A 15,594-nucleotide genomic window follows, 5' to 3' on the forward strand; every position below is an offset into this window, starting at 1 on the left:
GCAAGGCGCCCCGCCGAACGCCGCGCGACAGCCGCTGTGGCTCCTGGAATTCGAATTGGAGATATCTCACATGGTGAAGCCCGAATGGGGCACCAAGCGCACTTGCCCCAAGTGCTCGACCCGTTTCTACGACCTCGCGAACGACAATCCCGTGCACTGCATCACCTGCGATAACGAGTGGGTTCCCGAGCCGGTGCTGAAGTCCAAGCAGCCGCTCGCGTTTGAGGTTGCCGCCCCGGTTGCCAAGGAGCCCGCGCCGGACGACGAGCTCGCCGCCGAGGATCTGGCGATCGACGAGGACGCTGAAGTCAGCGCCGACGAGGAAGTCGATCTCGACACGGGCGATGACGACATTGGCGTCGAGAAGCCGTCGGAGGACGACGAGGGCTAATTCGCTCCGGCGCCGCCCGCTGGCCGGGCGACTGCGTACATTTCCCTGGCGATCTGGACCGTTAGCGCGTTCGGATCGCCATTTGCTTCATAGAGGTCGCCGTGCGTCTTCCCTGGCAGGAAGCGCACGTCCGCCTTGGCGCCGAGCCCCTGCAGCACGGCCTGCAGCCGGTGCGCCGGGCCATCGAGGTGGAAGGTGTCGGCAGTTCCGACGATGACGTGGATCTTGCCGTCGAGGTCCTTGCCGACAGAGGGCCAGTCCCGCTTCAGTCGATAGGCGATGTCGTAATTGTCGCGCCAGTAGGCCGCCACGGCAGGATCTACAGCGCCCGTCCTGCGATCGAAGAGCTGCATCGGCCGTCCGTCTGGCCCCTTGGGCGAGAAGACCCAGTCGAACGACGCCATCTGACCGCCGATCGGCCCGAGCACGCTTTCGAGCCGCGCGAACTCCTGCAGGTTGGCGACCTCGTGGCCGTTCATCCGCACCAGTGGCACCGGCCTGCCGTTCGCGTCGACGTAGACGTTGGCGTTCGCCCGGTAGATGTCCGCCCCGGTGAAGTCGTGGAAGTCGCTCGGATCGGGCGAAGTGGACCAGGTGCCGCCGAACACGCGCGGGTAGCGCGTCTGCAGCCACAAGGTCGCCCAGCCGCCGGACGAGTGCCCGGTCAGGAAGCGGCCTGATGGTCGCGCATCCATTCGGTATTGCTGTTCCAGATATGGGATCAGCTCTGTCGTCAGCGCTTCGCCCCACGGTCCGTTGTTCACCGAGTCCGCAAACTCGTGGGTCCCGGTGGGGGAGCTCTCGTCCAGCGCCACCCAGATCATCGACGGGATGCGCCTGTCGCTCATCAGGCTGAGATAGCTTGCGGCTGACCACCGCGACGAGTTCGCGTCTCCGCCGAAGCCGTGGGTCTGGTACACCGTTGGCCATGTGCTGCCCGACTTCGCGTCGTAACCTGGCGGCAGTGCGACCGAGCCCCGCATGTGCACTGGCCGGCCCCAGAACGCGGAGAGCTTGGGACTCACGAAATCGACCGCCACGACCTTCGGCAGGTACGCGGCGAGCGCCTGCTGCCTTGGACTGTGCACGGCGAACGGATCCTCCGCCGGCAGAACGTCCGAGAGAGCAAGCGGCGGCACCGGGCCAGGAAGGGTAACGTCGGTCACTTTCGAAACCACATCGCCCGCGCCGCGGCCTGCGTAATTGTAGTTGCCGTCGACGTCGAGCACGGCCTGAAGATGATACCGCCCCGGTTTCAGCTTCGACCAGGCCTCCGGAACCGCGTCGGCATTGGTGTCCAGCACCGCGACTTGTCCGGTGGAGAGGGACGCGATGTCACGGGCCGCGACTGCTGTCGGCGTGCCGGCGAATGGATTGGCATCGACCGACTTGGGAGCGGGCTCGCCTGCCTTGGCAGGCTCCGCGAAGACGATCAGGCGACCGCCAATCGGGGCCTTTTGCGCAACATCGAGCCTGACCGGTACTTCGACCGGCGGTGCCGCCGCAGCAGTCAGCCCAAGCGCCAGAATCGCAATGACGGTCCGCATGCTCATTCCCCAATGGCCATCCAGTGGCGGGGGATGTGTCGCCGAACAACCATGGCACGCAAGCGATTTCCGCAGCGAGGCGCCGCTCCGGCATTGACCGGAACAGCGGATTTTCCCATTTGCAGGATTGCCGGTTTCGCCTAAGGCGCGGACCGGATCGGGGCCGTAGCTCAGCTGGGAGAGCGTCGCAATGGCATTGCGAAGGTCAGGGGTTCGATCCCCCTCGGCTCCACCATCCTCCACCTAAGCCTTACGAAGGGCTTCGAACCTACGAGGTAAGGCGGGGTCGCAACCACTTTGGCGTGAGCTTCAGGATCGGGCGGGGAACGCGATAGCCCTGCTCGCCGCGAGGCTGTCCGACAAGGCGGAAGCGCACGGCTTCCCAGGCGAAGTTGAGGAAGCTGAAACCCGCCCACGTCTTCATCAGATCCTCGAGCGAAAGCCGGCACGGCATGTAGTGCGGCATCACGTCGTCGAAGATCATCATGACCACGAAGAGGACGCTGGCGGCCGCGAACCAGTAGACCATGCGGGCGTTGAAGAAGGACGGGCGGAACAGCCACAGGTAGAAGCCGATGTTCATCACGAAGACGAGGATCAGGAGCAGCGAGGAGTAGGTGTGCAGTATCCCGCCGAGCCGCTCGTGAAGCATCAGGCGGTCGTCGAACGACAGATAGATGAAGATGGCACCCTGGATCGCGAAGAGCGATGCCTGCCGCGACACATGCTGGCGGTCCGCGAAGGCAGCGAGGAACATCAATACGCCCGAGCAGCCAAGCAGTAATGACGACAGGCTGGTGTTGATGCCGTAGCCGAACCGCCCGTCCGCGGCTGCGAAGAAGCCGTGCTTGAACGGCATCCCGATGTCCGTGAAGTACAAGCGGACGTGGTCCTGCGAGGTGGTCGCCTCGATGTAGACCATGGTGATGGAATAGAGGATCAGCGCGGCCAGCGGCAGCAACCACAGGGTCCTGACCGACTGCTTCAGCGCGGCGTCGCCGAGTTCGCTGCTTGACGACAGATTGCTGGAAAGGGGCCGATCCGCCGGCGCGCCTGCATTGACCAAGACGGATCTACTCCTGACGTTCTTCGGGTGGAGGCGACTTCGGAGTGGCCCCGAGATCTTTCCTGAACACGAGGACGTCCATCATGATGAACAACGCCCCGAAAGCGAGACCCCACAAGGGGCTGAGTACATTGTCGTGCACCACTGCCGCCGCCTGCGGCACGTCGCTGCTCTGGACCAGTGGATAAAGGGTGTCGGCTACATCGCGCGCACCGAAGGCATAGCCGATCACCCACGCGCCAACGGCCGTGCCGGTAACCAGGACCAGAAGTTAACGGCGCGCAGGAAACTGCATTACTGCGGCAACAGCAATTCCCAGGAGGATCAACAGTGCTCCACCCTCGAGAATTACCTTCATACGCAGTCTCCTAATTCGAACTTAACTGCGCATGTCCTGCAGTGTCGAGTCCGGAATGACTTACAACAGTTGGGCTCTTCGCGGGGCCGTTCTGAATCGGGACTTCCTGTTGTCTCGATGTCACAAGTCCGCGGAACGGACATATCCCGGGCTCACATGGGTTGATGTCCGGCCACGCGTCACCAGCTAGGCGCGTCGGATTCCCGCAGGCATTCACGAGGCATCGCGTGCCCATCTCCCGCATTTTCCCGAGCTTTTTCATGGCCGGCTTCGAATGCTCGTCGCACCGGCGTTCCGACGGGCTGCGTCTCGACCTCATCCGCAGCACCGGTCATGAAGGCTGCACCCTCGAAGACTACCGCGCTTGTGCCGGCCTCGACCTGCTGACCGTGCGCGACGGCCTGCGCTGGCACCTCATCGAGAGTGAGCCGGGCCGCTACGACTGGTCGAGCTGGCTGCCGATGGTTGAGGCCGCAGAAGACGCGGGCGTGCGCATCATCTGGGATCTTTGCCATTACGGCTTCCCGGACCACCTGACGCTCGGCAGTGACGAATTCATCGCGGCCTTCGCCGCGTTCGCAGCGGAAGCTGTCCGCGTCCACCGCAGCGTCACGGGCCGGGCGCCGCTGGTCTGCCCGATGAACGAGATCTCCTATTTCACCTGGGCGGTGAACACCGGCTACTTCCCGCGGCTGGAGCAGGAGAAGCGCGGCTGGCTCAAGCAGCGCCTCGTGCAGGCGGCGCTTGGAGCGGCGGGAGCGGTCCGCGCGGCCGAGCCCGACACCCGCTTCTTCTGGGCCGAGCCGCTGATCAACATTCTGCCGCGAAGCAGCGCGCCGGAAGACATCCAGAGCGCCGAAGGCCTGCGCCTCGCCCAGTTCGAAGCTTACGACATGCTGCTGGGCCGTACCGCGCCCGAGCTCGGCGGCGGCGATTGGGCGGCGGACGCACTTGGCTTCAACTTCTACCCCGACAACCAGTGGATCGAGGGAGGTTCAACCATCCCCCTGGGCCATCACGAGTACCGGCCGCTCGCCGACATGCTGGTGGAAGCCTACGAGCGGTTCGGGCGCCCCATCTTCATCTCCGAAACCGGCTCGGAACGCTCCGCCCGCAGCGCCTGGTTCCACTACGTCTGCGAGGAGGTCGCCGAGGCGCGCTCGCGCGGCGTCGCGGTAGAGGGTGTCTGCATTTATCCCGTGACCAGCTTCCCCGGCTGGGACGACAGCCGCCACGCCGAAGTCGGCCTGTTCAGCACGCCGCATTCGGACGGCACCCGCCGCGTCGATAGCCGGCTGAACGCCGAACTCAATCGTCAGCGGCAGCGGCTGGAGGCCGAAGCCCGCGCCTAGTTGCCCGGACTCGCGACCGCCGGAACGGCTGCAGGCGGAACGGCCATGTGCCGGTAGAGGCCGAAGGCAAGCACTTGGCGGATGGTCCCGACGTCCAGTTCAACCGTGTCACCCTCGGCGACGCACTGGCCGAGCGCGGGGGTGAGAGCTTGCACCGCAGTGGCCTCGTCAGCCGACGCGACGCGGCTTCGTACCAGCGCCAAGACGGCGCCGTCGCCTTGCGCGACGACGCAGTCACCGAAAGACTCCATCGCATTGCGCGCCGGCCAGACGAACGACGCGGGACTGCGCTGGCGAAGCTGCTCGATGACCTTGGGGTGGAGCACAAAATATTCCGACATGCCGCCGGCGACCACACCAGCGCTCAACTGCATCGACGCGGCGGAAATCATCGGCCCCCAGCAGGTCTGGGCAAGGCTCAGCAGGCTGTGCACGGCCTGCGATTGCGCCTGGCTGTCGTAATTGAGCGCCAGCGCCGCGACGGCATCCTTGCGGCGCAAGGATGCAGCGCAGCGCGCGAACTCGTCGACAAAGCGCCGAGCGTCGTCCTCTTTATCCTGCGTCTGATGAACCATCAGGGTATCAGGGCCGCCGAGGTTCGGGGTCTGATGAGGGTAGTCCTTGGGCGTCGCCTGGCCGGAAATCAGCGCCAGATAAAGCAAGCCGACAGCAATCATCGCATTCCCCCCTGTACTCGTCGCCGACGCGACTATGCACCAATCACCTGCAATGGAAAGCTTGGCTGTCTGATGTGTTAGCGGATGTCCGATGCACCGCCTGTTCGTCGCCATTCGCCCGCCCGAGCACATCCGTGATCTGCTGATCGACGCGATGGACGACAGCGCCGACTTCCGCTGGCAATCGGAGGAACAGCTTCACGTCACCCTCAAGTTCATCGGAGAGGTCGATCGGCCGGTGGCAGGCGACATTGCCGACGCGCTTGGGCGGGTACGCTCGCCTGCGTTCGAGTTGCGGGTTGCCGGCGCCGGCCGGTTCGAGCAGCGCAGCGCCGGTGCTCTATGGGCCGGTGTCGAGCCCCGGGAGCCCGTCGCGGCCCTCGCGGCCAAAGTGGACCGCGCCTGCCAGGGCCCCGGCGTGGAGCCGGAACGCCGGGCTTTTCACCCGCACATCACGCTTGCGCGGTGGAAGGGCAGACGGACCCGGGAGGTTGCGGACTTCCTCGAGCGCACACGCGGACTCGCATCCGAGCCGTTCGCGGTCGAGAGTTTCCTACTGTTCGAAAGCCAGCTTTCGCGGCACGGGGCGCATTACGAGGAAGTCGCCTCCTATCCGCTCGAGCGGACGGTCGGCTAACGACCGGTGCCGTCCAGCGCCCGCAGAAGCGACGTGAATGAGCCCGCGTCGTCGAGCGGGAATGCTCGCCGCAAGCTCGCTGCAAGCTCCTCGCGCCGCTCGTGCTGAGCGGGGGAAGGCGGGTTCTGCCGGTCTCTAAAATCCCTCACAAGTGCGCTTATAACATAGGTTATATGTCGCTTCTTGGATTATTGCACAGCCGCGACGAACTTTTTGACCCGGCGGTGTGGAAGCCACAGACCTGCTCGTGTGATCTGTTGCCATCGAGAACAGCCATGGGAAAACTCGACCTCAAGAAAACCCGTAAGGCCCTCTTCTCGGCTCGGCGCGACCACTTCACGGCCATCGAGGTGCCGCCTGTCGCTTACCTGATGGCTGATGGTCACGGTGATCCGAATGTAGTTCCCGAATACAGGCGTGTCGTCGAAAGCCTCTACGCGACGGCTTACGGACTCAAGTTCGCGGCGAAGGCGAACGGCCGCGATTTCGTCGTCGCACCACTCGAAGGACTATGGTCCGCTCCCGATCCGCAAAGTTTCACTGCTCGCCGGAAGCACGAGTGGGACTGGACGATGATGATCATGGTCCCCGACTTCGTCGCCCAGCAAGATTTCCACGCCGCGGCGTCGAAGGCTCGGCAGAAGCTCGGCGCACTGGCCGGGAACCTCCGGCTCGACACGCTGGAGGAGGGGCTATGCGTGCAGGCGCTGCATGTCGGCAGCTACGACGATGAAGGCCCGCTGCTTGCCCGACTTCACCACCAGATCATGCCGGAAGGCGGTTACGAGTTCGCAGGCAGGCACCACGAAGTCTATCTAAGCGATCCGCGCAAGACCTCGGCAGAGAAGCTGAAAACCCTCGTTCGTCAGCCGGTCCGGAGGAGCGGGCCCTCGCCGATAAGGCGACCGTGAATAAAAAAGGGGAGTCGCCCGAAGGCGACTCCCCAGCGTCCGCGATCCCGGCAGCTCACCAGATTCGCGCGCGCTTCTCGGGCGGAATGTACATCGTGTTCTGCGGCGTAATCCCGAATGCCTGGTACCATGCGTCGACGTTGCGGATCGGACCGAGCACCCGGAAGCGGCCCGGGCTGTGCGGGTCGGTCGTGACCTGGCTGCGCAGCGCGTCGTCACGCTGCTTCTCGCGCCACACCTGGGCATAGGCGAGGAAGAAGCGCTGGTCGCCAGTCAATCCGTCGATCACCGGTGGCGTCTTGCCGGCAAGTGACCGGTGATAGGCGTCGAGCGCAACCTGGATGCCGGCGAAGTCGGCGATGTTCTCGCCCATCGTCAGCTTCGGGTTGAGGAATGCGCCGGGCACGGCCTCAAACTTCGCATACTGGTCACCGAACACCTTGGCTTCAGCGTCGAAGCGCTTGCTGTCCTCGGCGGTCCACCAGTCGCGGACCGTGCCGCTGGCATCGATCTTGCGGCCCTGGTCGTCGAAGCCGTGGCTGATCTCGTGGCCGATTACCGCGCCGATCGCGCCGTAGTTGACGGCGTCGTCTGCTGCGGGATCGAAGAAAGGCGGTTGCAGGATGCCGGCAGGGAACACGATCTTGTTCTCGCCGCCGCCATTGTAGGCGTTCACCGTCTGCGGGTTCATGCCCCACTTCTTGTGGTTCACCGGCTTGCCGAGATCTTCCATGTCATAGTCGGCGTTGAAGCGTCTGGCCCGCTTCACGTTGCCGTAGAGATCGTCCGGCCGCACATCGAGGGCGCTGTAGTCGCGGAACTTGTCCGGATAGCCGACCATCACGTCCATGCGCGACAGCTTCTCCAGTGCTGCCGTCTTGGTCGGCGCGCTCATCCAGCTGTTGCCGCGGATACGGTCAGCCATCGCGGCCTTCAGATTCGCGACCAGCTCGACCATCTTGGCCTTCGAGGCTGCCGGGAAGTAGCGCTGGACATAATCCTGCCCGACCAGCTCACCGAGCGAGCCGTCGACGAGGCGGATCGACCGTTTCCACTGCGGCAGGTTCTGCGCAACGCCGCTGATCGTCTTCACGTACTGGAAGCGGCTGTCGACCATCGCCTTGTTGAGGTACGGGGCGGCGTCGTCGGCAGTGTGGAATGCTTCCCACTCCTTCAGCGTCGAAAGCGGCGTGCGCGCGTAGATCGCCGCGAGGTCGCGAATGGCGCTGTTCTCGTTGACGATCATCCGCTGCTGCGGCGGAATTTGAGCCCCGGCGAAATATGCGGACCAGTCGATGCCAGGGGCATAGGCCGCGAGCTTGGCGCTGCTCATCGGATTGTTGGTCTTGTCGATATCGCGACGATCGGCGCTCGCCCAGCTCTTCTCGGCAATTGCCGTCTCGAAGGCGAGCAGCCGGTCCGCTGCGGCGCCCGGGTTGGGCTGTCCGATCGCGCGGAAGGTGCGCTCGACATAGGCGCGGTAGGCGTCCCGCTGCGGCTTGAACTGGGGCTTCAGGTAATAGTCGCGGTTCGGCATGCCGAGGCCGGCCTGGTACAGGTAGACGGCGTTCATCTTGGCGTTCGCGGTGTCGGGCTCCAGGTCAAAGAAGAAGATCGAGCTTCCAAAGCCGCGATCGGTCTCGCCCATGTGGCGCGCGAAGTCCGACTTGGTCTTGAGCGCGGCAACCTGTGCCAGGTCCGCCTTGAGCGGCGCCAGGCCGAGCGTCTCGAGCCGGTTCTCGTCCATCATGCTCTGGTACATCGCGCCGTACTTGCTGCCGGCCGGCGCATTGGTGACCAGCGTCTTCATCTGGTCCTGAGTCAGGTCGAAGAGCTCGTAGAAGGAGCCGACCTCCGGCTTGTCGGCCGGGATCTCGGTCTTGGCCAGCCAGCTGCCCGAAGCATATTTCTGGAAGTCGTCGCCCGGGTTCACCGACGGATCGCGCGATGTCAGGTCAACGCCCCACGCGCCGAGGTGCGGCTTGGCGGTTCCTGCGGCGGTGGTGGGCGCCGCCCCCGCAGCGTCCTGGGCCAGGACCGACGTCCCCTGCAACGATGTGGCAGCCAGCAATACGGCCGCGACGCGGACCAGCTTCGAATAGCGATACGTCATGAATTTCCCCGCAAAGGCAACAAGATAGAATGGAAGAACAGCGCGATACTGCGGCCCGCGCGCGCCCGCAAGAAGGTTCCACGGCTCATCGACGAGCGCGGCGGTCCGTTCGACGAACACGCGTCCGTCGGCCGACGCGCGCTTTTCCCGCAGCAGTTGCAAACAGCCGCTTCGCACCCACATCGGCAGTGCCGCGTTGACCGGGGGAAGCCTCGCGCGTAGCTTCGGAACATAAACGGAACATGACGCACCTATGCTGACCCATATTTCCGTGCGCGGCGCGCGCGAGCACAACCTCAAGGGCGTTGACGTCGACATCACACGCGAGAGCCTGACCGTGATCACCGGCCTCTCCGGCTCCGGCAAGTCGAGCCTCGCCTTCGACACCATCTATGCCGAAGGTCAGCGCCGCTACGTCGAGTCCCTGTCGGCCTATGCGCGCCAGTTCCTCGAGATGATGCAGAAGCCGGATGTCGAGCATATCGACGGCCTGTCGCCGGCCATCTCGATCGAGCAGAAGACGACCAGCCGCAACCCGCGCTCGACCGTCGCCACCGTCACCGAAATCTACGACTACATGCGCCTGCTGTGGGCGCGCGTCGGGGTGCCCTATTCGCCCGCGACGGGCCTGCCGATCAGCGCCCAGACCGTCAGCCAGATGGTCGACCGCACCATGGCTCTACCGGAGGGCTCGCGGCACTATCTGCTCGCGCCCGTCGTCCGCGGCCGCAAGGGCGAGTACCGCAAGGAACTCGCCGAGTGGCAGAAGGCCGGCTTCACGCGCGTCCGCATCGACGGGGTCTTCTACGCGATCGAGGAAGCACCCGCTCTCGACAAGAAGTACAAGCACGACATCGAAGTCGTCGTCGACCGGGTGGCCATTCGCGACGGCATTCAGAGCCGCCTTGCCGACAGCTTCGAGACCGCCCTGAAGCTCGCCGAAGGCTTGGCCTACCTCGACCCCGCCGATCCGACGCCCGAGACCGAAACCGCAAGCGGCGGCATGAAGCTCGACTATGGCGCGCCCGGCCGCATCATCTTCTCCGAGAAGTTCGCATGCCCGGTCTCCGGCTTCACCATCGCCGAGATCGAGCCGCGGCTGTTCTCCTTCAACGCACCGCAGGGCGCCTGCCCGGCGTGCGACGGTCTCGGCGAGAAGCTGGTGTTCGACGAGGACCTCGTCGTCCCCAACCACAATCTCTCAATCGCCAAGGGCGCCGTCGTCCCCTGGGCCAAGTCCAACCCCCCGTCGCCCTACTACATGCAGGTGCTGTCCAGCCTCGCCCGCGCCTACGGTTTCGACCTCCAGACGCCGTGGAAAGACCTGCCGGAAGAGGCGCGCCAGGTCATCCTGACCGGCACCGCCGGCAAACCGGTCACCCTGCGCTTCGTCGACGGCCGCAAGAGCTACGAGGTCAAGAAGCCGTTCGAAGGCGTCATCGGCAACCTCAACCGCCGGATGCTCCAGACCGAGAGCGCGTGGATGCGCGAGGAGCTGTCACGCTACCAGTCCTCGCTCCCCTGCGAAGTCTGCCACGGCGCCCGCCTCAAGCCCGAAGCCCTTGCGGTGAAGATCGCCGGCGAGGACATCTCCATGTCGTCGCGCCGCAGCGTCGCCGACGCCCACGCCTGGTTCGGCAGTCTCACCGACAAGCTCTCCCCCCAGCATCAGGAAATCTCGAAAGCCATCCTCAAGGAGATCAACGAGCGCCTCGGCTTCCTCCACAATGTCGGCCTCGACTATCTCCACCTCGACCGCACCAGCGGCACGCTGAGCGGCGGCGAGTCCCAGCGCATCCGCCTCGCCTCGCAGATCGGCTCCGGCCTCTCGGGAGTCCTCTACGTCCTCGACGAGCCGTCGATCGGCCTTCACCAGAAGGACAACGACCGCCTCCTCGAAACCCTCAAGCGCCTCAAGTCGCTCGGCAACACCGTGCTCGTCGTCGAGCATGACGAGGACGCGATCCGCCACGCCGACCAGGTCATCGACATGGGCCCCGGCGCCGGAGTCCACGGCGGCGAGGTCATCTACTCGGGCGACCTCGCCGGCCTGCTCGCCTGCGAAAGCAGCATCACCGCCGACTATCTCTCCGGCCGCCGCGAGATTCCGGTCCCGCCGCGCCGCCGCAAGGGCAACGGCAAGCACCTGACCGTCGCCGGCGCCACCGCCAACAACCTCCAGGACGTCACGGTGAAGTTCCCGCTCGGCACCTTCACCTGCGTCACCGGGGTCAGCGGCAGCGGCAAGTCCTCGCTCACCATCGACACGCTCTACGCCGGCGCCGCCCGCGCGCTGAACGGCGCCCGCATCGTCTGCGGCCCGTGCCAGTCGATCAAGGGCCTGGAGCAGCTCGACAAGGTCATCGACATCGACCAGTCGCCGATCGGCCGCACCCCGCGCTCCAACCCCGCGACCTACACCGGCGCCTTCACCCAGATCCGCGACTGGTTCGCCGGCCTGCCGGAAAGCCAGGCCCGCGGCTACAAGCCCGGCCGCTTCTCCTTCAACGTCAAGGGCGGCCGCTGCGAGGCGTGCCAGGGCGACGGCCTGCTGAAGATCGAGATGCACTTCCTGCCCGACGTCTACGTCACCTGCGACGTCTGCCACGGCGCCCGCTACAACCGCGAGACTCTGGAGGTGAAGTTCAAGGGCCGCAGCATCGCCGACGTGCTCGACATGACGGTCGAGGACGCCGCCGAATTCTTCAAGGCGGTCCCCGGCATCCGCGACAAGATGCTGATGCTGCTCGAGGTCGGCCTGGGCTACGTCAAGGTCGGCCAGCCGGCGACGACGCTCAGCGGCGGTGAGGCCCAGCGCGTCAAGCTCGCCAAGGAGCTCAGCCGCCGAGCCACCGGCAAGACCCTCTACATCCTCGACGAGCCCACCACCGGCCTCCACTTCGAAGACGTCCGCAAGCTCCTCGAAGTCCTCCACCGCCTGGTCGAGACCGGCAACACCGTCGTCGTCATCGAACACAACCTCGACGTCATCAAGACGGCGGACTGGGTGATCGACCTGGGGCCGGGCGGCGGCGTCAACGGCGGGAAGATCGTGGTCGAGGGCACGCCGGAGACGGTCGCGGCGTGCGAGGCGTCAGCGACGGGTCAGTATCTCGGGCCGCTGCTGGAGAGGGCCAGCGTCAAACCCGAGGTGGTGGAGGTGAAACCGGCGCGGGTGAAGCGGGCGCGCAAGATTGGGGTCGAAGAGCCGGATTTGATTGGGGCCAAGTAGTATTCGAAAGGCTACCCACGTTCCGGCGCAGGAGCCGCTGCGCCCAAATCCTGCAGAAATCGGCTCGCATGCAGAACTGCCTCACCATAATCAAAAGCCGCTGGTTGGATTCCTGACTGGCGCGCATCCCCAGCGCCCATTCGGCGAGAGTAGGTCAGATACAACCGCCCGGGGTGGCCATTTGCTGGAGACGCCTTCACCCTGGTGATTCCCACGAACAATAAGCGTCGCTGCTCTTCGATATGCGCGAGTACTTCGTCGTGGGTGGCGTTCTCATCAGGTCGTCCGGGGAGCACGCCCTCGACACAGGCCGCGATGATAGTGGCCGGCGAGGACAATCCTTTGCTCTTGTGAAGGCTCATCACTCGCACGTCCTGAATCTCTGACGGGATTTCAGGCTGGGCAATTGCGTAGCTCAGTTGTGAAACAAATTCCGAGAGAGAGGTTTCGTCATCGACCTCATCGCTCTCTAAGATTTCGAGAGCTAGGCCCCGCAAGTCCCGCCAGCGATCATCATCCTCTGGGAAGAGTTTTTCAATTAAGGGGCCGATACCGTCGTCGTCGAAAAGCTCTTGAAGCTCTTCGGTGCGGTTGCAGATCTCCGCAAACCGATCAACTAGCGGTCCGGTGTGCGGCAATGCAATATCTTCATCTCGCAAGGCCTCCAGTATCTGCCAAGGAGAAAGCCCGGTTTGCGCGGAATTTGCTCTCACGCGGGCATAACCGCCGCGCAGCCAAGAAGCGCTGCCTTTTCCCAGCAGCCATCTAAGAGCGACCCTATCGTCCCGCTCGGCAGCGAGTTTCAAGAACGCAAATCTCTCTTGTGTCTCTTCATCCTCTAGTTCGGCTTCTTGATAGTAGGATTTGGCCGGAATGCCGCGGTTCACCAACTCTTCGTATATGTAAGTTCCGATCTTCTTACGCTGAGCTAATATGATTATGTCGCCTGGGTGTGTTTCCTCACCCATCAGTCCTTCGACAATATCCACAATGCCTCGGACTTCGCGTTGCAGATCAGCATACTGAATGACGCGAACTATGCCGTCCCCATTGGGGGGCCACTCGACGAGGTCCCGGTCATTCTCGCGAGTTGGACTCTCGGCGATCAGATGATTGGCAATCCTCACAACCCGGCCAGGGCAACGCCTGCAGTCCGTGAGTTCTAGATCGTCTGCTTCCTCATGCTCTTCACACCAGTTTTGTATACCTTCAGGGTGAGCGTACTTGAAGCTGTAGATCGATTGATCATCATCGCCGACGATGCATACGTGTGCCGCGTCGGAAAGCATGCCTACGATTTCCTGCTCGACGCGGTTTAGGTCTTGGTATTCGTCTACGAGGATATGTGCGAATTCTACGCGTTCCGGTGTTGCAGGATTGTTACGTAGATAATCGTACAAGTATGGAATTACTTCCCCAATCAGCATGCCACGATGAAAGACCAGCCAGTCGATCAGCGCAATTTCAAATGCAGCGTCACGAAATTCCTCAACATCTGCGGGATCGTCATCCTGCAATCGAGCCCAAGCAGCGTGATAAGCCTGAATCTTTTTGGAGATCGCTCTCTTGCCGCCGAACTCGTGCAGATCAGCATACAACGGCTCTAGTTCGAACTCGTTCAGGGGGCGAGGTGTGCGACCTGTGGTCGCTAGCACGTGGTTTCGCGCTAGGATGCGTAGTGCAAGACTGTGGAGTGTCGTTGCCTTCAGCCGGTCAGCACCCGGAGTATCCATCGCGACTAGCTCGCGATGCAAATCTTCGGCCGCTACTCTCGTAAACGTTACGGGGAGGACAGAACTTGGATCGACCCCAGTCTCAAGAAGCCTAGCCACACGCCGCTTCATTGCGAAAGATTTGCCAGTACCGGGGCCTGCCACCACACGGATGCGGTTATTCTCTGAAGCAGCAATTGAGTAAGCTTCAGATTCCGGATCGAGATCAGTGTCCCACGCCAACGCAACCCCCATCAGCTAAACGTTCGATCCGGCGACGTTTAGCTGCCCCGACATTGTGGCTAAGTCTAGTACCCGCCGAGGTTGGCTAGTGGAGTCCGAGAGATGGATTATCTGTACTATTGGAAATTGTACGCCTCCGACACCGCGAATGGCCCCATTTACAAGCTTAATCAAAATAGCCCGGTCATGCGGAACCTCGAAGCTGGCGATGATGTCTGGGCGATCGGTCGTGCAAACGGCAGCTATCCGTTGGTTGCTCGGTTTACCGTTGTCGAGACCGGCACAAATCCACTGGGGTCGCAGGATCGGTCGAGATATGGCGCTGAGTTCATGCGCTCCGCCCCAGCACTCAGCACCTACTTTGAGTTAAATGGCAACGACGCAGAACGGATCGTGCGTTCATTAGGCATTAGCACTGCGAGTCCCGTACTTGGCCGATCATTCCAAGGCGGCGCGGCCGTGCGGGAGCTTGATCGAGGTGATCGCCAAAAGCTGGTGAGATACGCCGCGACACTACGCACGCTGTAGCCGTCACGGAGTAAATCCGTAACGTGGGACGGGCCCGGCTCGCTTGAGGCGCACCGCCCCGCCGACCGGTAAACATCGGGTCTTCGCGCTGCCTGCCGATTGCTCCGCAATCGCTCACCTGCGTTCGGCGATCTCTGCATAGCTCGCTAGAGGCACCTGGGACTCAATCGGAGGACTGGCACCATGCGCGCAATCACCGGCTCCTGCCTCTGCGGCGACGTCCGCATCGCCGCCTCGGGCGAGCCTTGGCGCGTCGGCCTCTGCCACTGCCTCGACTGCCGCAAGCACCACGGCGCCTTGTTCTTCGCCGCCGCCATGTACCCGCAGGCTGCGGTGACCATCACCGGCGAGACCCGTGAGTTCAACGGCCGTCACTTCTGCCCACGCTGCGGCTCCTCCGTCTTCAACCGCTTCGGCGACGAGGTCGAAGTGCACCTCGGCGCACTCAACTCGCCGGATCAGCTGACGCCCACCTACGAATGTTGGACCGTCCGCCGCGAATCCTGGCTGCCGCCATTTCCGCTCGCGCACCACTACGCCCACAACCGCGAGGGCACGGGCCGGTCGGAGGACTAGGGCGGAGGCCGTCACGGAGTAAATCAGCAGCCGGTCCGCAATGCCCCGGCATGGCGGCGTGCGGCTGCTCGTCGGACGGGTTCGCTCCCCCGGATCACGTCGGGGATCGCGCCGCGCGGGCCGGGCAATGATCGGCTCTTCGCGCTGCGTCGGCGGCGCTGCGCTCGGCGATTCTTGCTGTCCTACACGTGGATCGATGTGCTTGGGTTGGGGCGGCTCTTTCGACCGTCGATTTCCGCCAGCATTGCCGC

The 15,594-nt window shown here is 63.7% G+C and carries 13 protein-coding genes and 1 tRNA gene; 8 read left to right on the top strand and 6 right to left on the bottom strand.

Annotated features, from left to right (window positions below; genetic code table 11):
- Positions 1 to 70: 70 nt before the first annotated feature.
- The gene (locus ACUXST_RS07480) at positions 71 to 391 is read left to right on the top strand and encodes a TIGR02300 family protein (protein ID WP_458389345.1); all 321 of its coding nucleotides are present in this window, start codon (positions 71 to 73) and stop codon (positions 389 to 391) included.
- On the opposite strand, the gene ACUXST_RS07485 is transcribed toward ACUXST_RS07480, so the two are convergent.
- Complete coding sequence (locus tag ACUXST_RS07485) at positions 388 to 1,944, bottom strand: alpha/beta hydrolase (protein ID WP_458389346.1); 1,557 nt, start codon at positions 1,942 to 1,944, stop codon at positions 388 to 390. The two genes, ACUXST_RS07480 and ACUXST_RS07485, sit on opposite strands and share 4 nt — an antisense overlap.
- Before the next feature lie 153 nt (positions 1,945 to 2,097).
- On the opposite strand from ACUXST_RS07485, the gene ACUXST_RS07490 reads away from it, so the two are divergent.
- Positions 2,098 to 2,173, top strand: a tRNA-Ala gene (locus tag ACUXST_RS07490).
- A 33-nt stretch (positions 2,174 to 2,206) separates the two neighbouring features.
- Here the strand turns inward: ACUXST_RS07490 and ACUXST_RS07495 are convergent.
- Both ACUXST_RS07495 and ACUXST_RS07500 read right to left on the bottom strand, forming a co-directional pair.
- The gene (locus ACUXST_RS07495) at positions 2,207 to 3,004 is read right to left on the bottom strand and encodes a hypothetical protein (RefSeq protein WP_458389347.1); all 798 of its coding nucleotides are present in this window, start codon (positions 3,002 to 3,004) and stop codon (positions 2,207 to 2,209) included.
- A 7-nt stretch (positions 3,005 to 3,011) separates the two neighbouring features.
- On the bottom strand, positions 3,012 to 3,236 hold the full coding sequence (locus tag ACUXST_RS07500) for a hypothetical protein (RefSeq protein WP_458389348.1): 225 nt from the start codon (positions 3,234 to 3,236) through the stop codon (positions 3,012 to 3,014).
- Positions 3,237 to 3,589: 353 nt separating this feature from the next.
- Between ACUXST_RS07500 and ACUXST_RS07505 the strand changes: the two genes are divergently transcribed.
- Positions 3,590 to 4,714, top strand: a complete 1,125-nt coding sequence (locus ACUXST_RS07505; protein WP_458389349.1) for a hypothetical protein — start codon at positions 3,590 to 3,592, stop codon at positions 4,712 to 4,714.
- Here the strand turns inward: ACUXST_RS07505 and ACUXST_RS07510 are convergent.
- Positions 4,711 to 5,391 carry a hypothetical protein gene (locus ACUXST_RS07510; protein ID WP_458389350.1) on the bottom strand — a complete coding sequence of 227 codons (681 nt, stop codon included), beginning with the start codon at positions 5,389 to 5,391 and terminating at the stop codon, positions 4,711 to 4,713. The two genes, ACUXST_RS07505 and ACUXST_RS07510, sit on opposite strands and share 4 nt — an antisense overlap.
- Before the next feature lie 91 nt (positions 5,392 to 5,482).
- On the opposite strand from ACUXST_RS07510, the gene thpR reads away from it, so the two are divergent.
- Together thpR and ACUXST_RS07520 are read left to right on the top strand one after the other, a co-directional pair.
- Positions 5,483 to 6,028 carry an RNA 2',3'-cyclic phosphodiesterase gene (gene thpR / locus ACUXST_RS07515; RefSeq protein ID WP_458389351.1) on the top strand — a complete coding sequence of 182 codons (546 nt, stop codon included), beginning with the start codon at positions 5,483 to 5,485 and terminating at the stop codon, positions 6,026 to 6,028.
- A 275-nt stretch (positions 6,029 to 6,303) separates the two neighbouring features.
- The gene (locus tag ACUXST_RS07520) at positions 6,304 to 6,939 is read left to right on the top strand and encodes a GyrI-like domain-containing protein (RefSeq protein ID WP_458389352.1); all 636 of its coding nucleotides are present in this window, start codon (positions 6,304 to 6,306) and stop codon (positions 6,937 to 6,939) included.
- Positions 6,940 to 6,994: 55 nt separating this feature from the next.
- Here the strand turns inward: ACUXST_RS07520 and ACUXST_RS07525 are convergent, their stop codons facing one another.
- Positions 6,995 to 9,235 carry a M13 family metallopeptidase gene (locus ACUXST_RS07525; RefSeq protein WP_458389353.1) on the bottom strand — a complete coding sequence of 747 codons (2,241 nt, stop codon included), beginning with the start codon at positions 9,233 to 9,235 and terminating at the stop codon, positions 6,995 to 6,997.
- Positions 9,236 to 9,305: 70 nt separating this feature from the next.
- Between ACUXST_RS07525 and uvrA the strand changes: the two genes are divergently transcribed.
- On the top strand, positions 9,306 to 12,284 hold the full coding sequence (gene uvrA / locus ACUXST_RS07530; protein WP_458389354.1) for an excinuclease ABC subunit UvrA: 2,979 nt from the start codon (positions 9,306 to 9,308) through the stop codon (positions 12,282 to 12,284).
- Between the two features lie 11 nt (positions 12,285 to 12,295).
- On the opposite strand, the gene ACUXST_RS07535 is transcribed toward uvrA, so the two are convergent.
- Positions 12,296 to 14,251 carry an ATP-dependent helicase gene (locus ACUXST_RS07535; protein ID WP_458389355.1) on the bottom strand — a complete coding sequence of 652 codons (1,956 nt, stop codon included), beginning with the start codon at positions 14,249 to 14,251 and terminating at the stop codon, positions 12,296 to 12,298.
- Positions 14,252 to 14,341: 90 nt separating this feature from the next.
- Here ACUXST_RS07535 and ACUXST_RS07540 point away from each other — a divergent pair, with 90 nt between their 5' ends.
- Positions 14,342 to 14,767: a hypothetical protein gene (locus ACUXST_RS07540; protein ID WP_458389356.1), complete on the top strand. Its 426-nt coding sequence runs from the start codon at positions 14,342 to 14,344 to the stop codon at positions 14,765 to 14,767.
- Between the two features lie 183 nt (positions 14,768 to 14,950).
- Positions 14,951 to 15,343, top strand: coding sequence for a GFA family protein (locus ACUXST_RS07545; RefSeq protein WP_458389357.1), 393 nt, complete (start codon positions 14,951 to 14,953; stop codon positions 15,341 to 15,343).
- The last annotated feature ends 251 nt before the right edge of the window (positions 15,344 to 15,594 follow it).

It is taken from the genome of Sphingomonas sp. F9_3S_D5_B_2 (assembly GCF_054263715.1).